Source organism: Mucilaginibacter sp. PAMB04274, assembly GCF_039634385.2.
Classification (GTDB): domain Bacteria; phylum Bacteroidota; class Bacteroidia; order Sphingobacteriales; family Sphingobacteriaceae; genus Mucilaginibacter.
This window is the reverse complement of the sequence record NZ_CP155081.2, coordinates 1,398,849-1,418,869: the sequence shown is the minus strand read 5'-3', so window position 1 is coordinate 1,418,869 and position 20,021 is coordinate 1,398,849. Positions and strand designations below refer to the sequence as shown.

General features: G+C 44.6%; 18 protein-coding genes. 13 read left to right on the top strand and 5 right to left on the bottom strand.

Annotated features, from left to right (window positions below):
- Window positions 1-131 precede the first annotated feature (131 nt).
- From ABDD95_RS05870 to ABDD95_RS05825, 10 genes are all read left to right on the top strand, one after another.
- Window positions 132-3,203, top strand: a complete 3,072-nt coding sequence (locus ABDD95_RS05870; protein WP_345950972.1) for a tetratricopeptide repeat protein — start codon at window positions 132-134, stop codon at window positions 3,201-3,203.
- A gap of 23 nt (window positions 3,204-3,226) precedes the next feature.
- Window positions 3,227-5,035: a hypothetical protein gene (locus ABDD95_RS05865; protein WP_345950971.1), complete on the top strand. Its 1,809-nt coding sequence runs from the start codon at window positions 3,227-3,229 to the stop codon at window positions 5,033-5,035.
- Window positions 5,036-5,080: 45 nt separating this feature from the next.
- A complete protein-coding gene (locus ABDD95_RS05860) occupies window positions 5,081-6,376 on the top strand; it encodes a hypothetical protein (RefSeq protein ID WP_345950970.1) in 1,296 nt (431 codons plus the stop codon).
- Entirely contained in the window at window positions 6,373-7,086 is a 714-nt protein-coding gene (locus tag ABDD95_RS05855) for a MotA/TolQ/ExbB proton channel family protein (protein ID WP_345950969.1), read from the top strand. The genes ABDD95_RS05860 and ABDD95_RS05855 overlap by 4 nt, the downstream gene beginning before the upstream one ends.
- Entirely contained in the window at window positions 7,083-7,481 is a 399-nt protein-coding gene (locus ABDD95_RS05850) for a biopolymer transporter ExbD (protein WP_345950968.1), read from the top strand. The genes ABDD95_RS05855 and ABDD95_RS05850 overlap by 4 nt, the downstream gene beginning before the upstream one ends.
- Before the next feature lie 6 nt (window positions 7,482-7,487).
- Window positions 7,488-8,309 carry an energy transducer TonB gene (locus tag ABDD95_RS05845; RefSeq protein ID WP_345950967.1) on the top strand — a complete coding sequence of 274 codons (822 nt, stop codon included), beginning with the start codon at window positions 7,488-7,490 and terminating at the stop codon, window positions 8,307-8,309.
- Window positions 8,310-8,404: 95 nt separating this feature from the next.
- Window positions 8,405-9,712, top strand: a complete 1,308-nt coding sequence (locus ABDD95_RS05840; protein WP_345950966.1) for a folylpolyglutamate synthase/dihydrofolate synthase family protein — start codon at window positions 8,405-8,407, stop codon at window positions 9,710-9,712.
- 86 nt (window positions 9,713-9,798) lie between these two features.
- Window positions 9,799-10,797 (top strand): L-glyceraldehyde 3-phosphate reductase, encoded by a 999-nt coding sequence (mgrA, locus tag ABDD95_RS05835; protein WP_345950965.1) that lies wholly within the window; start codon window positions 9,799-9,801, stop codon window positions 10,795-10,797.
- Entirely contained in the window at window positions 10,797-11,780 is a 984-nt protein-coding gene (locus tag ABDD95_RS05830; RefSeq protein WP_345950964.1) for a Gfo/Idh/MocA family oxidoreductase, read from the top strand. Before mgrA ends, ABDD95_RS05830 begins: the two co-directional genes overlap by 1 nt.
- A 37-nt stretch (window positions 11,781-11,817) precedes the next feature.
- Window positions 11,818-12,336: a DUF2911 domain-containing protein gene (locus ABDD95_RS05825; protein ID WP_345950963.1), complete on the top strand. Its 519-nt coding sequence runs from the start codon at window positions 11,818-11,820 to the stop codon at window positions 12,334-12,336.
- Window positions 12,337-12,417: 81 nt separating this feature from the next.
- Here the strand turns inward: ABDD95_RS05825 and ABDD95_RS05820 are convergent, their stop codons facing one another.
- Both ABDD95_RS05820 and ABDD95_RS05815 read right to left on the bottom strand, forming a co-directional pair.
- Window positions 12,418-12,600, bottom strand: a complete 183-nt coding sequence (locus ABDD95_RS05820) for a DUF6496 domain-containing protein (protein ID WP_345950962.1) — start codon at window positions 12,598-12,600, stop codon at window positions 12,418-12,420.
- 54 nt (window positions 12,601-12,654) lie between these two features.
- Window positions 12,655-13,311, bottom strand: coding sequence for a CatB-related O-acetyltransferase (locus ABDD95_RS05815; protein WP_345950961.1), 657 nt, complete (start codon window positions 13,309-13,311; stop codon window positions 12,655-12,657).
- A 203-nt stretch (window positions 13,312-13,514) separates the two neighbouring features.
- On the opposite strand from ABDD95_RS05815, the gene ABDD95_RS05810 reads away from it, so the two are divergent.
- Window positions 13,515-14,390: a nucleoside phosphorylase gene (locus ABDD95_RS05810; RefSeq protein ID WP_345950960.1), complete on the top strand. Its 876-nt coding sequence runs from the start codon at window positions 13,515-13,517 to the stop codon at window positions 14,388-14,390.
- A gap of 84 nt (window positions 14,391-14,474) precedes the next feature.
- Window positions 14,475-15,569: an AI-2E family transporter gene (locus tag ABDD95_RS05805; protein ID WP_345950959.1), complete on the top strand. Its 1,095-nt coding sequence runs from the start codon at window positions 14,475-14,477 to the stop codon at window positions 15,567-15,569.
- Window positions 15,570-15,575: 6 nt separating this feature from the next.
- On the opposite strand, the gene ABDD95_RS05800 is transcribed toward ABDD95_RS05805, so the two are convergent.
- Genes ABDD95_RS05800 through guaA form a run of 3 tightly spaced genes read right to left on the bottom strand, consistent with a single transcriptional unit; the run spans window position 15,576 to window position 19,526 of the window.
- Window positions 15,576-16,769 (bottom strand): RsmB/NOP family class I SAM-dependent RNA methyltransferase, encoded by a 1,194-nt coding sequence (locus ABDD95_RS05800; RefSeq protein ID WP_345950958.1) that lies wholly within the window; start codon window positions 16,767-16,769, stop codon window positions 15,576-15,578.
- Complete coding sequence (locus ABDD95_RS05795) at window positions 16,766-18,040, bottom strand: hypothetical protein (RefSeq protein ID WP_345950957.1); 1,275 nt, start codon at window positions 18,038-18,040, stop codon at window positions 16,766-16,768. The genes ABDD95_RS05800 and ABDD95_RS05795 overlap by 4 nt, the downstream gene beginning before the upstream one ends.
- Window positions 17,997-19,526 carry a glutamine-hydrolyzing GMP synthase gene (guaA, locus tag ABDD95_RS05790; RefSeq protein WP_345950956.1) on the bottom strand — a complete coding sequence of 510 codons (1,530 nt, stop codon included), beginning with the start codon at window positions 19,524-19,526 and terminating at the stop codon, window positions 17,997-17,999. Before guaA ends, ABDD95_RS05795 begins: the two co-directional genes overlap by 44 nt.
- A 130-nt stretch (window positions 19,527-19,656) precedes the next feature.
- Here guaA and ABDD95_RS05785 point away from each other — a divergent pair, with 130 nt between their 5' ends.
- Window positions 19,657-19,959 carry a hypothetical protein gene (locus ABDD95_RS05785; protein WP_345950955.1) on the top strand — a complete coding sequence of 101 codons (303 nt, stop codon included), beginning with the start codon at window positions 19,657-19,659 and terminating at the stop codon, window positions 19,957-19,959.
- Window positions 19,960-20,021: the final 62 nt, after the last annotated feature.

Sequence of the window (20,021 nt, the reverse complement as noted above, 5' to 3'; positions counted from 1 at the left end):
TAAACGCTTTGTTCCAGAAACTTTACCTACATATACCATCTAATCTTTACTTTCGTTAAAAATATGCTATCCGGTTTGTGAAAACATGCTACGGATTGCATTTTTGCATTTGCTTTTGTTAAACGCTTTCTATGATTAAACTCAAACCTATTGCCGCGTGTGCATTGCTGTTGGGCACGCTTACTGTAAAGGCCCAGCAAAACGCCTCATTTCAAATATACCGCACTTACCATACCGCTACTACGCTGCTTAACAATGGTCAATATGTAGCCGCAGCCGAACAGTTTCGTCTAATCGAACAATCGCGCCTTAAGGCTGCCAATCAGCCTCAGTTTGAATCTGAACTGTCGTTGCTGAAGGAAAACGCACAATATTATGAAGCCTTATGCGCGCTCGAACTCAATAATGATGATGCAGAAAGCATGTTTATGCGTTTCATTAAAGAGCACCCCGAAAATCCCTTAGCTAAACTGGCTTTTTATCAGATTGGTAAGTCATACGCCAAACAACACAAGTATGGCGATGCACTGCTTTGGTTCAATAAAATTGATGGCAGCGAATTAAGTGGCCGCGAATATGTTGAATACAAATTTCGCAAAGGTTACGCATATTTCGAGCTGGCCGATTACCCAAATGCCCAACAGCAGTTTAGTGATATTAAGGACAAGAAATCGCAGTTCTCTGAAGATGCCACTTACTATTACGCCTACATTGCTTATCTGAACAAAGATTACCATGTAGCACTGGCCAGTTTTGAGAAACTTAAAAATTCAAAAAAGTACGAGAATAGCTATCCGTATTACATTACCGCAGTTTATTTTTTAGACAAGCGGTATGATGACGTCATCAATTACGCCATCCCAATTTTAAACAGCACACAACAACAGCACGAAACAGATATGCTGCGTATTGTGGGCGCCTCTTATTTTGCTAAAGCCGATTATGTAAACGCCGTAAAATATTACAGCCGTTTCCAGGACCGCGACTTAGGCAAAACACAAAACACGCAAGACAGCTACCAGATTGGCTATGCATATTACAAAACAGGCAACAATGCTAAGGCTACAAAGGAACTGGAGAAACTGATTGATAAAAACGACGTTTACAGCCAAAGTGGTAATTACACCCTGGGCAGTATCTTTTTAAAGCTTAACAACAAACAAGCCGCCCGCAACGCATTCCAGGTTGCATCCAAGCTGGATTTTGACAAACAGTTGCAGGAAGATGCCCTTTTTGAATATGCAAAGCTATCATACGAACTGGACTTTAATAACCAGGCTTTAGAGGCAACGCGCCTGTACCTGCGCAATTATCCGCGTTCAAAACGTTTAGACGAAGTTAAAACGTTATTGGGCGAAGCGTTGCTCAATTCTAAAAATTATAAGGAGGCTGTTGAGATACTGGAACCCGTAGTTGCAACTAACCCCGGCGCTGCGGAAGCTTATCAAAAAGTGACTTATTACCGCGGCTTGGAATTTTACAATGAGCGTGCTTTTGAGAATGCCATAGGCATCTTCTTACGCTCTTTAAAACATCCGCGCGATGAGAAAATTACGGCGCTAACTACCTACTGGCTTGCTGAATCAATGTACGAGGTACGAAAGTATGGCGAATCTGTTGAGCAGTTTGAGGACTTTTTAGCTAACCCGGAAGCCAAGCAATCCGGGGTATATAACTACGCCAATTACGGTTTAGGCTACGCTGCTTTTGGCGATGAGCAATATAAAAAAGCGGCTACCTATTTTGAACGCTTTTTAGCAGGCGAGCCAAAGGATAAAAATACGATCAACGATGCTACAGCACGTATTGCCGACAGCTATTTTGTATTAAAGAGCTACAGCACAGCGTTGAACTACTATGATCGTTTGAGGAGCAGTGGCAGTCAAAGTCAGGACTATGCGCTGTTTCAACGCGGTATGATACAAGGCCTGCAATCGGCACCCGACGCAAAAATTAGCACCATGAATGATGTGCTGACGCGTTACCCAAATTCTGACTTTGCAGATGATGCCGCCTTCGAGATAGCTTATACCTACTTCCTGAAAAATGAGGGTGATAAAGCTAAGGCCGATTTGCAATCAATGATACAAAAGTATCCAAACAGCAGCTATGTACCACGCGCGTTGGTTACGATGGGTTTAATTGATTACAACGCCAACCAGGACGATTTGGCTGTAGAGTCTTTCAAAAAAGTGGTACAAACCTACCCTTCTGCGCCAGAAGCTAAACAAGCGCTCAAGCAGATCGAAAAAATTTACACCGATAAGGGTGATGCACAAACCTTTATTAACTATGCCGGCACTACGCCAATTGGTAATTACAGCGCTGCCGAGCAGGAAAGCATTATGGCTACTGCCGCCAACAATTTGTATTTAAAAGGCGACTGGGCAGGTACCGTTGCTGCCGTAGGTGCTTATTACGATAAAGCCAAACGCCCTATTTACGATAAACAAATGCGCTTTATAAGGGCGCAAAGCTTAGTGAACTTAAACCGCCCGGATGAAGCAGTGGCCGATTACAATGTTATTTTGAACGATTGGACCAGCGCATACACTGAAAAATCGCTCATTAGCATGGCTAAGCTTTATATGGCGCAAAAGAAATATAACGAGGCGGTTGTATTCCTTAAACGTTTAGAGACCAATTCTGAATATAAAGCCGACTATACTTTTGCTATTAATAACCTGCTGCTGTGCTATGCACACATGGAAATGGCCGATGATGCCCTGCATTATGTTCAACTCGTTCGCGAAAACGAAAAGTCATCCGAAGAGGATAAGTTTAAAACCGGATTGTACGCCGGCTTAGCTCACTTGGATAAAGGCGACACTACAGCCGCTGTAAAAGAGTTTAATTATACGGTTAACAATACCAAAACCGTGGCAGCTGCCGAAGCAAAATACAACGTTGCTTTGATTGAATATAAAAAGCGTAACTACAAAGCCTCGTTAAACACCAGCTTCGATTTAACCAAAAAACTATCCAATTACGACTACTGGCTAACCAAGGCTTACATTCTGATTGCTGACAACTACGCCGCATTAAAAGACACCTTCCAGGCTAAAGCTACCCTGCAAAGTGTAATTGAGAATTATAAAGGCGATGATGATATATTGCCTACAGCTAAAGAGAAATTGCAAAAACTGAATGAGGCTACCGGCACTGCACCCGCCACCGGTACCGACCCCAACAAACAGGATTAATAAGCAATACCCAACCCATAGTCATGATAAAGAGACCTATATATATATTACTTACAATATTACTGGCTGCAAGTGCAACTACACAGGCACAAGTAAAGCAGCCGGTCAAAAAGCCGGCACAAAAATCTACTCAAAGCAAGCCGGCAGCAAAAAAGCTTGGAGATGCCGCAGCTAAAGCAAAACAGGATACCTCCAAAAAAGGAGGTCAAACAACGCCCGCTAATGCCGCTCAAAATGGCGGCAGCCTATCTGAAGAGATTGTAGTAACCACGGTTTACAAACCAGTACTGGCCGATGCCGTTAAAATACGCCGTAACCCAAACCTTGATGATACCCAACCGTACAAAGCCCCTTTGAGCTACACTACGCTTGATAAACGCCTGGAACAAAACAGTGATATACGCCAGTTGGAGGCCATGAAAATGCCTGCCGAACGCGACTCCTTACCCGCTAACAACTTTGTACGCGCCGGCTTTGGAAGCCTTAAAACTACTTTCGGCGAGGCCTATTTTAATAATGGGCAAGATGAAGCGCTGCAGGTAGGTGCATTTTTAAAGCATTTCGGTCAGCAGGGCAACCTTCCTAAACAAAATGAAAGCCGCAGCGAGGTTGGTGTATTCGGCAAAAGTATTGGCGAGGCTAACACCATTACAGGGCGTGTAAACTACTTGCGTCGCAACAATTATTACTATGGCTATAATACACTGGCCCTAACAAACCCGGCGGCTGAACCAATGAAGCAGCATTATAACACCCTAAGTGCTGAAGGTGAGCTGGCCCGCAATTACCAGGATACCGACCGCGTACTTACCTATGCCCTAAAGGTGAACGGCTACCTTTTTAACAATGCCTTTAAAGCAAAAGAAAACAACGTGGTTTTAAGCGGCTATTTAAATCAAACTATCAACCAATTTTATGCAGGGCTGGGTGCATCGTTAGACTTGGCCTCTCAAAAAGACAGCTTATATTCTTTAAACAACAGCTTTTTGCGCTTAAACCCTTACTTAAAGTTTCAGGGCGATAATTATAAAATTGATGCAGGCGTAAATATTGCTCAGGAGTTTGGCTTCTCATCACGTTTCTTCATCTTTCCGGCCGTAAAACTGGAGTTCCAGGTAATACCTGATTTTGTGCGCCTGTTTGCCGAAGCTAAAGGCGATGTGAATCGTACTTCTTTGCGCAATCTATCAGAAGCCAATCCGTTCCTTGACCAGAATATCGGTATTCAAAACTCGGTTGATAAGCTTGACATCACCGTGGGTTTGAAGGGCCGCATTATACCTGGCTTAGGGTTCAAAGCCGCTATCTTCCGCAACACGGTCTCTGATCTGCCGTTGTTTGTAAGTAATGTACAACCGGCCTTAACCGGCAATCAGCCTATACCGGGCACTTTGCACCGCTTTAACGTAGTTTATGATGATGGCCGCGCCCGCATCAGCGGCTTTAACGGCGAGCTGGATTACAAAGCTTCCGACGATGTAAATATCTTTGGACTTGTGGAATTTCGCGATTATAAGCTGGCCAGTCAGGCACAGCCCTGGAACCTGCCTAAGTTTAAATTGACAGCGGGTACCGCTATTCATATCAACGATAAAGTGGACATCAACGGTTCTTTACTTTTTAGAGGCACAACTAAAGATTTGCTCACCAATGAGCAGGTAGTTACCCTAAAATCGTTTGCCGATTTGAGCGGTGGTGTAAACTACAAAGCTACCAAGCAAATCTCGGTTTTTGTTCAGGTTAACAATATTTTAAACACTACATATCAAACTTACTTAAACTACCCCAACTACGGATTTAATATATTTGGCGGTGCAGGGTTCACTTTTTAACTATATTTGCCTCACCGCAAATTAAACCCCGGACATTATTAAAGAATGGATTTATCTGTTTACATCAGTGAGCTGCTTAACGAACAAGGCACTGTAAGCATCCCTCAGATAGGGGTGTTTAAGCAGGTTCGTAAAAGGGGCTACTATAATGCTGATGAAGGCAAACTGTATCCACCTTATTATGAAACCGAGTTTGAGCAACAACCGGTAGAGGATGAAAGCCTGTTACAATACCTGGTTGCTAAAAGCAAGGTGTCGGGAGCATCGGCCAGGTATTTTATGGACCGCTATCTGCACAGCATTTTGCAACAAGCCGAAATAGGCGAAGTTATGTTGGGCAGATTAGGTTGGTTATCTAAAGAACAAGATACACTGAACTTCAGACCTGTACCTAATGCAGATACCAGTACCTCTCCATTTGGCTTCACGCCAGTATCTGTTCAACCTGAGCCGGTTACAAATACAGCTGAGGACCATTTACCAGACGATGCTCCTGTTGTGGCAGAGCCGCAACCTGCACCAGCTTTGCCACCCGTTAATACGCCCTTATTCTCAGTCGAAAAAGACGCTTTAAAAGCAGGAAATGCCATACCCGAAGGACCGGTAACGGCAACCTCACCTCTATTAAGGCAATCTGTTAAACCTACAGCTCAACCGGCAAAACCAGTTGTGGAGCAACAGCCAGCCGACGTTAAACCAGCGGCTGAGCCCCAACCGATAGCAGTTGCAAACAGTACGGCAGAAACTAACAAACCATTCTACGCCAAGCCCTGGTTTTGGGGATTAGCCGCAGCTGTGCTTATTGCAACAGCAGTAGCGGTATTCTATTCAAAACAGAACGTCTCCACCCGTCCGGCTGTAGCAGCTTCGGACAATACAACAACGACTACACCAAGCATGGATTCTGTAGTGGTTAAAACACCAGTTAAAGCAGATACCGGAACCGAACAGCACCAAACACCAGTAACGCCAGATACATCTGTACAAAAACAAGCCTTACCGGCTTCAACCGAGTATGCGCCCGAGGTGGAAACGCCTGTTGCAACTGGTAAAAATAACACTTCGGTAGTATTGGCCAACCCAAAGGGTTACAACAATGTGCTCATGAGTGGCGCTTTCAGCAACGAGGCAGAAGCCATTAAAGTTGTAAACCGTTACAAGGCCGTAGGCATTAATGCTGGCATTGTTAAAGACTTTAATCCAACTAAATACGTTAAGGTTGGACTTGGATTTTATAAAACCTATGCCGAAGGACAGGCAGCTAAAGTAAGACTCGTGAAACTGAAACACCTCAGAAGCAGCGATCTTTATGTTGAAACTAAAAGAAATAAAAAGAAATGATGCTATTTATGCTGTTACAGGATACAGCTCAAAATGTTGTTGATTCGGTAAACCGTGCAGCACTGCCTGCCACCACTGCCGCCCCTGTTGATGATTTACGCTTCGGCGATCTGCTTATAAAAGGTGGATGGGTTATGGTTCCTATCGGAATACTGGCCGTTTTAGGTTTGGTTATATTTTTTGAGCGCTATTTTACCATCCGTAAGGCCGCTAAAGATGAATCGAACCTAATGAGCCAGATCCGGAGCAGTATAACATCGGGTAAATTGGACTCGGCCGTTGCGGTTGCCCGTAACAGTAATACGCCGCTGGGCCGCATGCTGCAAAAAGGTTTGCTGCGCATCGGTCGGCCTATTAAAGACATTGAAGGCGCTATTGAAAACGTTGGCAAAATTGAAGTAGCCAAACTGGAAAAAAACATTGGCATTATTGGCATTGTGGCCGGTATTGCGCCCATGTTCGGCTTTTTAGGTACCATCGCCGGTGTAATTAAGATCTTTTATGATATCTCTAAAACAGATAACATTAGTATGGGCGTTATATCAGGAGGTTTGTATGTAAAAATGGTGACCTCAGCAGCTGGTTTATTTGTGGGCATAGTAGCTTATGTATGCTACCACATCCTGAACATGATGGTAGAGAAGGTAATTTTGAAATTGGAGACTGACGCCATTGAATTTATTGACCTGTTAGAAGAGCCCAGCAAATGAACCTGAGAAAAAAACATAGCCGTGCATCAGCCGAGGTACATACCTCGGCCATGAATGATATTATGTTCTTTTTGTTGCTGTTCTTTTTGATAGCTTCAACTGTTACCAATCCTAACGTAATCAAATTGATGCTGCCCAAGTCTTCATCAGGCCAGGCGGTATCTAAAAAAACCATTACTGTTTCGGTTACGCAAGACTTAAGGTATTACGTGGAGAAGAAAGAAGTAGCGGTTGATGCTTTACAACCTACATTAGCCGGTTACAAAAACATAGCCAGCGAACTGACTATTGTACTGCATGTTGACCGCACGGTTGCTATACAGGATGTGGTACAGGTGATGGACATAGCACAGAAATTGAATATTAAACTGGTATTAGCCACCGAGCCTAAATAACAGGATATGGATTACCGTCAGGAAGAAAATAATTACCCAAGGGCCTTTTTAGCAACCGGCATTATACTGGCTTTGCTGATAGGCCTGAGCTATTTTATTGTCTTTCAGCATCCGGCTAAAGAAGAAGACGGCACGGGCGGTATCCTGATAAATTACGGCACAGTAGATGAAGGCATGGGCGATGACTATATGAGCACCGAGGAGCCATCTGTTGCCGAAAATGCGAACCATACCAAGCCTGACAAAGTAACCCCTGCCCCACCAACCGAGCAGGTGAACACAACAGACAACAGCAGCAAACAGGTAGTAACTCAAAACACTGAGGATGCGCCTGAAATTGCCAGCAGCAAAAAGCCTACACAATCGGTAAATACACAGCAGCAGCCTACCAAAGAGCCACCTAAGCCTACTATAAACCAAAACGCCCTTTACAAAGGCAAAACCAACAATGGTACAGGCGAGGGAGATGGAACTGGCAACACACCCGGCAACCAGGGCAAAACAACGGGTACGACCTTAACCAACAATTATAACGGTACGGGCTCAGGCAACGGCGGTAACCTTACCGGCATGCCTCAGCGCAACTTTGTAAGCAAACCATCGGTAAGTGATGATAGCCGCCATACAGGAAAAGTGGTGGTTGATATACGCGTGGATAAGGACGGCAACGTAACCTACGCCCGCGGCGGCGCCCGTGGTACTACCATAACCGACCAGGCGCTGATCGAAAAATGTGAAGACGCCGTAAAACGCTCCCGCCTCAACTCTTTAGACAGTGCCCCCGAAATGCAGCAAGGCACTGTAGTATTTGTATTCAGGGTACAGTAAAAGTAATTTGAATGGCTTACAGCCTAATTTTCCTTTTCAATTTTAGTTGATAGCTTTGCGCCCATGGCAATCCATCATTGCCTACATCTTCCAGAATGAATTACGCAGAAACGCTCAACTATCTGTACAACCAGCTCCCTATGTTTACCCGGGTGGGCACATCGGCATTTAAGAAAGATCTAACCAATACCATAGCCCTTTGCGACCGGCTGGGTAATCCACAGCACCAATTTAAGAGCGTTCATGTAGCAGGAACTAATGGAAAGGGCTCTACATCGCATATGCTGGCGGCGGTGTTACAAACTGCCGGATATAAAACCGGATTGTATACCTCACCTCACCTTAAAGATTTCAGAGAACGTATTCGCATCAACGGGCAAATGATCAGCGAAGACGAGGTGGTTGATTTTGTGGCAAAGCACCGGGCAGATTTTGAGGAAATTGAACCTTCTTTTTTTGAAATGACCGTAGCCCTGGCCTTCGATGCCTTTGCCCGTCATGAGGTAGATATTGCAGTTATTGAAGTGGGCCTGGGCGGCCGGCTCGATTCAACCAATATTATTACGCCGCTGTTATCCATCATTACCAACATAGGCTGGGACCACATGAACATGCTGGGCAATACCCTGCCCAAAATAGCTGCCGAAAAAGCCGGCATTATTAAACCGGGCATCCCGGTCATCATTGGCGAACACCAGCCCGAAGTAGCACAGGTATTTATTGAAAAAGCGCAAAAAGCAGGAGCCGAATTAATATTCGCATCCGAACAATGGAATGAAGGGAGCATAGAACCGGGCACCAGGAACCGGGAAGCATTAGAGAATGAGAAATATTTATCTGCAAGCTTTGAGGCTCTCAACGCTACCCATAATTTACAACTCGACCTAACAGGTAGTTATCAGCTTAAGAATGTGAAGGCGGTTCTGTGTGCAGTGCAGGAGTTAAACACACAGGGATTTAATATTGCTGTTAAACATGTAGCCGAAGCTTTACGCCAGGTTAAAACCCTAACCGGTTTACAGGGCCGCTGGCAAACTTTGAGCACCCACCCGCTTACCATTTGCGATACCGGCCATAATCCTGATGGCATATTGGAAGTGCTGAAAAACATTGCAGCCGTACCATACGAGCACTTACATTTTGTGATAGGTATGGTGAACGATAAGGATATTACCAAGGTATTAAACCTGCTGCCTAAGGATGCTACGTACTACTTTTGCAAACCAGATATTCCTCGCGGGCTTGAGGTGCAGTCTTTGCAACAACAAGCTATGATGGTTGGCTTGCAGGGTAAAACCTACCCAACGGTACCTGAAGCCTTGCAAGCCGCGCAACAAAAGGCAGGCCCAAAAGATTTGGTTTTTGCAGGCGGCAGCACCTTTGTAGTGGCCGAAATAGTTTGATATATTTACAGCTGATGTTCATGGATAATGGTTTATATTAAAAAGAATATGAACCTAGCATCTACGAACTATAAACCATCAACTACATGACTTATCTACCTTCTTCCAGCCGCTATGAAACTATGCCTTACCGGCGCTGCGGCAAAAGCGGCATTAAGTTGCCTGCACTTTCGTTGGGCTTGTGGCACAATTTCGGCGGTGTAGACGTGTTCGAAAATTACCGAAAAATCTTGCACCTAGCGTTTGATAGCGGCATTACACACTTCGATTTGGCCAACAATTATGGTCCGCCGTATGGCTCGGCCGAAGAAAATTTTGGGCTGCTATTAAAAAAAGATTTTGCAGCCTACCGCGATGAGTTGATCATCTCAAGCAAAGCCGGCTATGACATGTGGCCTGGTCCGTATGGCAACTGGGGATCAAAAAAATACCTGGTAGCCAGCTTAGATCAAAGCCTGAAACGCATGGGACTTGACTATGTAGACATTTTTTATCATCACCGCCCTGACCCTGACACACCACTTGAAGAAACGATGATGGCACTTGACTTGATTGTACGGCAGGGCAAGGCTTTGTATGTAGGCATCTCTAATTATAAGGCCGATGAAGCGCAAAAAGCAATTACTATTTTGAAGCAGTTGGGCACGCCCTGCCTTATCCACCAGCCTAAATACTCCATGTTTGAGCGCTGGGTAGAGGGCGGCCTGCTAGATGTGCTGGAGCAGGAAGGCGTTGGCTGCATACCGTTTTCACCTCTGGCACAAGGCATGCTTACTGATAAGTATCTACACGGCATACCGCAAGATTCAAGGGCAGCTAAAACCACCGGAAATCTGCAAACTAAGCAATTGACCGATGATAAGCTGGCACAAATTAAACAGCTTAATGAACTGGCCCTGCAACGCAACCAAACACTGGCACAGATGGCACTGGCGTGGTTATTAAAAGACCAGCGCGTTACCTCCGTTCTTATAGGTGCCAGCAGGCCCGAGCAACTGGCTGACTCGCTTCAATGTTTACACAACAGCGTCTTTACGACCGAAGAGCTCACTCAAATAGAAACCATTTTAAACAATAAATCCTAATGGCAAGCCTTAACTGGGGAATAATAGGCGTTGGCGATGTTACCGAAAAGAAAAGCGGACCGGCATTTAACAAAGTAACGGGCAGTAAACTAGTAGCCGTAATGCGCCGTGACGCCGAAAAAGCTGCCGATTATGCCCAACGCCACGGCGTTGGAAAATGGTTTAGCAATGCGGCCGATCTTTTTAATGATACTGAAGTGAATGCCATCTACATAGCTACGCCACCTTCATCACACCTAGAGTACGCGCTAACCGCATTAAAAAAAGGCCTGCCCGTTTATGTAGAAAAGCCGGTTACGCTAAACGCTGCACAGGCTGAGGAACTGGCTAACGCAGTTCAAAAGCACAATGGAAAGTTGGTAGTTGCCCATTACCGCAGGCAATTGCCTATGTTTTTAAAGGTGAAAGAGCTATTACAACAGCAAGCGATTGGCGAAGTGCGTACTGTACAACTCAGGCTGTGGCAAAGCCGCAAACCGGCGTTAGTAACCACAGGAGCACCCAACTGGCGTGTACAACCCGAACTTTCCGGCGGTGGTTATTTTCATGACCTCGCTCCTCACCAGTTGGATTTGATGCTATACTTTTTTGGAAACCCCGCTTACTATCAGGGATTCGGCTTTAACCAAACCCAAACAAACCAGGCCGATGACCATGTATGTGGCTCCATATTGTTTGAGAACAACGTGGTGGTAAATGGTTCATGGTGCTTTAGTGTGGCCGAGACCGAAAACGTTGACAGTTGCGAGATGATAGGCAGTGAAGGCAAGATCAGCTTCCCTATATTCGGTAATACGGTTACCTTAAAAACCGCTGAAGATGAACAGGTAATTGATTTTGTACCCCCAGAAAACATACAGCACCCAATGATTGCCGCCGTAGTAAGCTATCTGAATGGCGAAGGCCCAAATCCCTGCACCATTGATGAGGCGCTAACCCTCATGAAAATCATGGACGCTTTTTCGAGCAAACCCAGCAAATAACACTATCTTTATTTACCATAAAAAAGACACATAAACCATGAAACAGTTATTCAAATTATTGGCCATAACCGGCTTTATTTTAACTACCATTTCGGCATCGGCACAAACGCCTAAAAAACCAAGACCCAGCCCTGCTGATACCGTTAAAGCTACGACCAAGAGTGGTGTTAACATTACCATTGCCTACAGCCAGCCATCGGTAAAAGGCCGTACCATTGGTACTGATATTGCTCCTTACGGCAAATGGTGGCGTACCGGCGCTAACGAGGTGACTACAATTGAGTTTAGCAAAGATGTAAAAGTGGAAGGCAAAGCACTTGCTGCAGGCAAATACGCCTTATATAGCATTCCTAACGAGAACGAGTGGGTAATTATATTTAATAAAGACATCAAAAGCTGGGGTACGGTTTACAAAGAAGAAAACGATGTACTGCGTGTAAATGTTAAACCGGGTAAATCAAGCGGCTTTGTGGAGCAGCTAAAATTTGCAGTAGACCCATCGGGCAAAGTAAGCTTGGCCTGGGGCGATAAATTAGTTGCCTTTACAGTGAAATAAGGATATTAGTCAATACTCATTAAAAGAAAAGCCCCGGCACAAACCCGGGGCTTTTCTCTTAATGTCTTTTACAAAACTGTATTATTTTGAAGATTTCTTGGGCACTTTCGCACCGTTTTTACGCGCTTCCGAAAGGCCAATGGCTACTGCTTGTTTAGGATTGGTTACCTTTTTATCGCTCTTGCCGCTCTTCAGCTTGCCTTCCTTCATTTCGTGCAGGGCCTCGCCAACTTTCTCCTGTGCTTTTTCTGAATATTTTGCCATGGTACTCAATTTTAAGTGGATACTTCCATAAGTACAATTAAGACAGAGATTGGTTTATTTATTATGAGCTACCGTCTCCAGTTCATCCAAATTTATGGAATTAATGAGGTGCAAATGCTCGGTTATCTTTTCGGCGCTCCAGTTCCACCAGGCTATACCGAGCAAGCGTTCAATAGCATCTTCGTTAAAACGCATCCGGATCACTTGGGCAGGGTTGCCACCTACAATGGCATAATCCGGCACATCCCTGGTCACTACACTTTTACTGGCTATTACAGCGCCGTTGCCCACTTTAACACCCGGCATCAGCGTAGCATCATGTCCTATCCACACATCATTACCAATCACAGTGTTACCTTTGTTAGGGTATTTTTCAGTCAGATCAACACCTTCATTTATCTTTTGCCAACCATTTCCAAATATGCCGAAGGGAAATGTAGATATTGGCGTAATTTCATGATTAGCGCCATTCATAATAAACTTTGCACCGCAGGCAATAGCACAAAATTTACCGATGATAAGCTTATCGCCTATAAAATCAAAGTGGTATAATACGTTCTTTTCAAAATTGTAGGGATCGAGCGTATCATCGTAATAGGTATAGTCGCCCACCTCGATATTGGGATGCGTAATAATATTTTTTAGAAAAACGAGATGAGGATAATTTTCTAAAGGGTGTATCTTATGCGGGTTAGGACCTTGTAAAAGCATAACAGTTAATTTAAATGGGACCAGTAAATGTTAACCGGGAATTACCGACCTGCAATCTTAAAGGGGCGTAAGATGAGAAGCAATAACGTGTGCAGCAGGTCGATTATATTACCATTGGTAAAGTTGCCTTATGCTTAAGGCCTTACAAAATTAGATATTTATTGTTAAAGCAAACAACATATTACGCCTAATTTTAACGCGTCATGAATTACATCTCTGAAACTGATTTGATATTAAATGCCGATGGCAGCGCCTACCACCTTAATATTTTACCTGAGGATGTTGCCGACATTGTGATTACGGTTGGCGACCAGGACCGGGTGGCCGAAATAAGTAAGCATTTCGATAACATAGAACTAAGAAAAGGTAAGCGCGAATTTATTACACATACGGGCTACATTGGCCAAAAACGCATCACCGTTATATCTACCGGTATAGGCACTGATAATATTGATATTGTACTGAATGAATTAGATGCCCTGGTGAACATTGATTTTAATACCCGTACGGTGAACGAAAAGTTACGCAGCCTTAATATTATCCGCATAGGTACATCGGGTGCTGTGCAGGCCGATATTGCTGTGGATAGCCTGCTGGTATCGGCCGCGGCTATAGGATTGGACCCGCTGATGCATTATTATGAGCACAGCCTTAGTAAGCAGGAAGCGGAGATACTGACTGCATTTAACAATAGCTTACCGGCGCATTTTAAACTTCACCCTTATGTTGCCACAGCCAGTGCCGAGTTAATAAGCGCCCTCGCTACCGATTTACAGCAAGGCATTACCATTACCGCACCGGGCTTTTACACACCGCAAGGACGGCAAGTGCGCGCCAGATCTTCTACACCCAATTTGCTCAACCTTATCAGCGATTTTAGCATACACCAGCAACGCATCACCAATCTTGAAATGGAAACAGCGGGCATTTACGGTTTAGGGGCTAATCTGGATCATAAGGCCATATCGTTCAACATTATTCTGGCCAACCGGGTCACACATCAATTCAGCAAGCAGCCGCTTAAAATTATGGACAAACACATACGTGAGGTGCTTAACCGCATCACAAGTGCTTTATAATTTTCAGTTACAACTTCGTTTCAAAACCAAAAGCCACGAGTCATGTTAACCCTTTGATCCATATTACGCGATACCAGCCAGCCCATGATAGTTAAAAATACGCCTCTGCCCTTTTATGCCAAACTTGCCTTTATACTCATCGGTATTATGGCGCTCGGCTTTTTAATTATCCTGGGTAAAGAACTTCTCGACCCTCTGATGTTCGGCTTTCTGTTCGCCATATTGCTGCTGCCGTTAGCTAACTTTTTTGAAAGACGGATTAAATTACCTCGCAGCATGGCAGCTTTTCTGTCTATATTATTAATGGTAGCTTTCTTAGGCGGTATTATATACCTGGTGGGCACACAAATATCTAACCTGGCTAATGATTGGCCGCAGCTTAAAGAACAGGTAAGTAAATCACTGGTTGATCTGCAGGTATGGATCCAAAAGACCTTTCATGTAAATGCGGAAAAACAAATGCTGTACGTGAATGACACCACCGATAAGATTGTGGCTTCGGGCACTACCGTATTAGGCACAACGTTTGGTGCATTATCATCTCTGCTCCTGTTTTACCTGTTTATCATCATTTTTACCTTCCTGATTCTTTTTTACAGGCGTTTGCTTTTCCGCTTTGTACTTTATGTATTTGATGAAGAATCGACACCGGTGGTGCAGGCTGTGGTAGAAAACATACAAAGCATTCTCCGCAAATACATCCTCGGCTTGTTGCTGGAAATGGTGATTGTAGCCACTATATCTTGCATCGCTTTTTGGATTATTGGGGTGAAATATGCTATTCTTTTGGGCATCATTACAGGCATATTTAATATTATACCCTATGTTGGCATATTTTCGGCACTGGTGTTGAGTTCCCTCATCACCTTTGCTACGGGCGCTATCAGCAAAGCGCTGGTGGTGGCTCTGGTAGTTATCGCTATCCATGCGGTAGACTCGAACGTGATCCTGCCTATGGTAGTGGGTTCCAAAGTACGTTTAAATGCCCTGATTACCTTTATAGGTATTATACTAGGCGAAATGCTTTGGGGATTATCGGGCATGTTCCTGTCTATCCCGGTGATTGCCATATGCAAGATCATATTTGATCACATTAATGGCTTACGGCCATGGGGATACTTACTGGGCGGCGATTACGAATATAAGCGTGAAGCGCAGGAAGAAATGAAAACGGAGTAGTTTCCACTACTTCAACACTTGTTCGTCTTTGGCCGGTGCGGTAGATATTAAACGGGCTACAAACATGGTATCGGCCTTGCGCTCATATCCCTTTAGTACCTGCATTTCTTCGAGCTTAAGGCCCAACTCTTTTACCATAAAATCTACAGCGTCCTCGTTCTCGGCTTTAAAGGCTGAGCAAGTAATGTAAATAAGCGGTTTTCCGCCCTTCAGGTACTTTACTACGTTGCGGGCTATGCTCTGCTGCAAACGCTGAAAAAACTCAATACGGTGGCCGTTAAACTGCGTAATGAGCTCCGGCGTACGCCCCCAGGTTCCCGAGCCGGTGCAGGGCGCGTCCAGTATAATGCCATCGAAGGCATAATTATGCATGATATAGTCGGCGTTCTGTGTCAGGTCGAGTATCTTCTTTTGATACTTCATCAGCCCCGCCTGCCTGAAACGTTCGTCCAAATTAGCCAGTATCGATTCGCGAATGTCTGACACTACCAGCTTCAAATTTACTTCCTGTTCATGCAGCAGTAATGACTTACCACCCGACGCAGCACAGGCATCCCACCAGTTCTCCCACTTGTGCGGCTTAAAGTAACGTGCCGTTTGCTGCGATGAGTAGTCCTGCACATCAAACCAGTATTGGTTTGGAAATAAGGTTTCTAATTTTGTACCATTGGGCAGGGTAAGGCAATTATTGCCTTCATCTTTAAAAACAACCTCTGCTTTGCTTAGTATGGCTTTTACCTGCTGCTCAAAGCCTTTGCGTACACGTATAAACAGATCGGGCTGTATAAAAAACGACTTCAAGAAAGCCTCTTTATCTATCCCTGCCGATAACTGGTCATGCCAGGGGTAAATGTCTTCAAGCTTAAAATCAGGATACGCCGCTTTTACCATTTTTAACTTTTCGTCCACCTCAAAATGTACGCAGGCGGCCCACTCCGGCTTAAAATGCTGCAAAAAAGAGTTGATTTGGATATTGCATAAAAACTCGGCAACCATCAGGCGATCCTCAGCCGGTAAGCCGTGCAAGGCATTACCCAGCCGAAAATAATTATACACCAGCCTGCTTGCCACACGCCGGTCTGTTGAGCCCATCTGCTTGTTTTGCCTGAAAAAGCCAGGTAAAAATTTACTAAGCTGGGTGTTCTCTGGAAACTCGGCTAATATGCGCTGAAATATTTTGAGCTGATTGAAGGCTTTCATTCTACTTTCCTTAACTCGAAGTTTACATATTTCAACACACTTACATGAGTGTTTACCCAACCCAGGCCTGGCTTTGTTATAAATTGAAAGTCATTATGCAGGGCCGTAAACTTATGCTGGTTCAACCGGGTCATTTCATTCCCATCCTGCCCTAGTATTTCACCAAAGTACATTCCTTCGTCAAACCCTTTGTAAGCATAAGCAGTGGGCTCACTGGCAAAGGTTTTACGATATGCTTTGATAAAATTAATGGTAGCTGCCGACCGGTAATTTACCCTATCGGCCGAAGTAATGTGCGTTTTGATACGTTGCAACAAGTCTGCCTTTAAAAAGGTGGCTTTTTCCCAATTAGGGTGGCCAATTACCGTAACCGGATAATGCCGCGAGAGCGTATCCAACGACCGCAGAGTGACCGACAAAAACGATTGATTAACCGATGCCACAATAAAAACGTTCTCTACTTTGTTATTCAGTTGGGGCAATAAAGCAGTAATGCTACCATGCGATACAGTAAAGTTAATCACTTGTATCTTCCGCTTACTAGCGGTGTCAATCGTTTTTTTAAAAGGGTCGATGTATTTGTTATCTGCACTGAAGCCCGACCGCAGGATAAATATTTTACGGGGCCTGAGCTTATTGTTTACATACAACGCGGCCGACCGAGCATGATACTCCAGCGGTGGGTTGATGGTTATGAGGTTAGTGCTTCCAAACTCATCGGGCGATGCCGGCGACAGCGGCGATAACAAAGGCTTGTTCAAAGCGGCCGGCTTACCGATGAAAGACTTGATACCTTCCGGAAACACGGGGCCTACAATTAACTGACTGCCGCGCACATTTGGATTACCCGCCAGACTGTGCGTGTAAGCAGGCTCATCCTTGGTGTCAAAAACCTGCAGTTTGTAGTTATAACCGCGGCTGGTAAGCGAGTCGAGCGCAAGTTTAAAGCCCTGATAATACTCGATGGCAATGTTCGCTTTCTTTAAATCGGCGGCACGGTAACCTCTCACCGAACCCAAATTATCTAAGCTGAATGGCAATAGCAAAGCAACGGTTGATGTTTTGGCAGACGCAGGCGTAACCAGCGGCCTAACAGGCGTTGCCGTAACGGGTGGTACTGCGGGCTGCGTTGTAACCGGCGCAGGCTTACGTGCTGGCGTTTTGGTTACCGGATTTACCTTGGGCGAGCAAGCGCTTACCCAAAGTAAGGCCAGCAGCCAGAGAGCCTTATTCCCACTCAATGGTAGCCGGTGGTTTTGAACTAATGTCATATACAACCCGGTTTATTCCTTTCACGTTGTTAATAATCTCATTTGATATCTTAGCAAGCAGCTCATATGGTAAGTGGCACCAGTCGGCCGTCATGCCATCCAGTGATTCTACGGCGCGTAAGCAAACTACGTTCTCGTAGGTTCGCTCATCGCCCATTACACCCACCGATTGTACCGGCAAATAAATAGCGCCCGCCTGCCAAACCTTATCGTAAACACCAGCCTGGCGCAAATTATTGATATAAATTGCATCTGCCTGTTGTAATATAGCCACCTTTTCAGGTGTTACTTCGCCCAGTATACGGATAGCTAAACCAGGTCCGGGGAAAGGATGACGACCTAAAATTTTATCGTCAATGCCTAAAGTTTTTCCTACGCGTCGTACTTCATCTTTAAATAAAGTGTTTAGGGGTTCCACTACCTTCAACTTCATAAAATCGGGCAAGCCGCCCACGTTGTGATGCGATTTAATGGTAGCCGATGGGCCGTTAACCGATACGGATTCAATTACGTCGGGATAAATAGTACCCTGGCCCAACCATTTTACGTCTTGTACTTCATGGGCAGCGTCATCAAACACTTCAATAAATACACGGCCAATCGCCTTACGTTTCTTTTCAGGGTCGCTTAAGCCTTCCAGTGCATCATAAAAACGCTGTTTAGCATCAATGCCCTTTACGTTTAAGCCCATGTCTTTGTAAGAGTCGAGCACAGATTCAAATTCATCTTTGCGCAGCAACCCATTATCAACAAAAATACAATACAGGTTTTTGCCTATTGCCTGATGCAGTAGCACAGCCGCAACCGATGAATCTACACCGCCCGAAAGGCCTAAAACTACTTTATCATTGCCCAGCTTCTCTTTTAAAGCGGCAACGGTGGTTTCTACAAATGATTCTGAAGTCCACTCCTGGTGACAACCGCAAATATCAACCAAAAAGTTTTGCAGCAGTTGCTTGCCATCTAAACTATGGGTAACCTCCGGGTGAAATTGTATGGCGTAAGTTTGTGTGTCTTTTATTTGATAAGCCGCTACCTCAACGGTATCGGTACTGGCAATAATGTCAAAATTATCGGCAAGGCTGGTAATGGTATCGCCGTGCGACATCCAAACCTGTGAGTTAGCCGGGACATCTCTGAACAGCCGGTTAGATTGATTAATGTATTGCAGGTTAGCCCGGCCATACTCGCGGGTGTTCGAGGCTTGTACTTCGCCACCATTATGCTGCGCTAAATACTGTGCACCGTAGCATACACCTAAAATAGGCATTTTACCATGGTAAGGCGCAAAGTCAAACTGCGGCGCATCTTCCTGACGGACTGAATACGGGCTGCCGGAAAGGATGATACCTTTTACAGTGCTGTCAACTTCAGGAAAATGATTGAAAGGGTGGATTTCGCAATAAATGTTAAGCTCTCTGACACGGCGGGCTATTAGCTGGGTAAACTGGGAGCCGAAATCGAGAATAAGAATTTTTTCAGGCATGGGCAAAGATAGTTTTTAGATGCGAGATTTGAGATAAGAGATTTAAGATAAGACCGCAGTAGTCGCAGTTACGCACATAATTTGTATGAAAGTGCCAGATAATTTGAATTACTTTGCAGCTTATAGACTTATGAAACTAAGCAAATTTTTAGCTAAGCTAGTTATCAGATTGGTATTTATCCTGCTTCTGGCGGCTGGTTTTGGCATTATGCAAAATACCGGTAAACTACAACAACTAGGTTATATTAATCTACTTCAATGGCAACTGATATTCCCGGTGCTGTTACTTGGTGGCTTTGTGGGATTGATGATTACTGCGGCCGTTAAAAAGTTTAACGTTCAGGAGCTAAACTGGCTTTTAGTGGTTAACGCCGTAATGGTTATTGCTTATGGTGTGGCTGTGTTTATACAAATTAATAAGGTAATCAAGTAAGGTACAGTAATCACCTACAGGTACCAATCCGCCTTTACCATTGCTCCTACACTGAAGTAAAG

What these genes read in the sequence shown, in the direction of transcription:
- ABDD95_RS05870 (WP_345950972.1), top strand. Translation starts at nt 132, where the DNA reads ATGATTAAACTCAAACCTATTGCCGCGTGTGCATTGCTGTTGGGCACG.
- ABDD95_RS05865 (WP_345950971.1), top strand. Translation starts at nt 3,227, where the DNA reads ATGATAAAGAGACCTATATATATATTACTTACAATATTACTGGCTGCA.
- ABDD95_RS05860 (WP_345950970.1), top strand. Translation starts at nt 5,081, where the DNA reads ATGGATTTATCTGTTTACATCAGTGAGCTGCTTAACGAACAAGGCACT.
- ABDD95_RS05855 (WP_345950969.1), top strand. Translation starts at nt 6,373, where the DNA reads ATGATGCTATTTATGCTGTTACAGGATACAGCTCAAAATGTTGTTGAT.
- ABDD95_RS05850 (WP_345950968.1), top strand. Translation starts at nt 7,083, where the DNA reads ATGAACCTGAGAAAAAAACATAGCCGTGCATCAGCCGAGGTACATACC.
- ABDD95_RS05845 (WP_345950967.1), top strand. Translation starts at nt 7,488, where the DNA reads ATGGATTACCGTCAGGAAGAAAATAATTACCCAAGGGCCTTTTTAGCA.
- ABDD95_RS05840 (WP_345950966.1), top strand. Translation starts at nt 8,405, where the DNA reads ATGAATTACGCAGAAACGCTCAACTATCTGTACAACCAGCTCCCTATG.
- mgrA (WP_345950965.1), top strand. Translation starts at nt 9,799, where the DNA reads ATGACTTATCTACCTTCTTCCAGCCGCTATGAAACTATGCCTTACCGG.
- ABDD95_RS05830 (WP_345950964.1), top strand. Translation starts at nt 10,797, where the DNA reads ATGGCAAGCCTTAACTGGGGAATAATAGGCGTTGGCGATGTTACCGAA.
- ABDD95_RS05825 (WP_345950963.1), top strand. Translation starts at nt 11,818, where the DNA reads ATGAAACAGTTATTCAAATTATTGGCCATAACCGGCTTTATTTTAACT.
- ABDD95_RS05820 (WP_345950962.1), bottom strand. Translation starts at nt 12,600, where the DNA reads ATGGCAAAATATTCAGAAAAAGCACAGGAGAAAGTTGGCGAGGCCCTG.
- ABDD95_RS05815 (WP_345950961.1), bottom strand. Translation starts at nt 13,311, where the DNA reads ATGCTTTTACAAGGTCCTAACCCGCATAAGATACACCCTTTAGAAAAT.
- ABDD95_RS05810 (WP_345950960.1), top strand. Translation starts at nt 13,515, where the DNA reads ATGAATTACATCTCTGAAACTGATTTGATATTAAATGCCGATGGCAGC.
- ABDD95_RS05805 (WP_345950959.1), top strand. Translation starts at nt 14,475, where the DNA reads ATGATAGTTAAAAATACGCCTCTGCCCTTTTATGCCAAACTTGCCTTT.
- ABDD95_RS05800 (WP_345950958.1), bottom strand. Translation starts at nt 16,769, where the DNA reads ATGAAAGCCTTCAATCAGCTCAAAATATTTCAGCGCATATTAGCCGAG.
- ABDD95_RS05795 (WP_345950957.1), bottom strand. Translation starts at nt 18,040, where the DNA reads ATGACATTAGTTCAAAACCACCGGCTACCATTGAGTGGGAATAAGGCT.
- guaA (WP_345950956.1), bottom strand. Translation starts at nt 19,526, where the DNA reads ATGCCTGAAAAAATTCTTATTCTCGATTTCGGCTCCCAGTTTACCCAG.
- ABDD95_RS05785 (WP_345950955.1), top strand. Translation starts at nt 19,657, where the DNA reads ATGAAACTAAGCAAATTTTTAGCTAAGCTAGTTATCAGATTGGTATTT.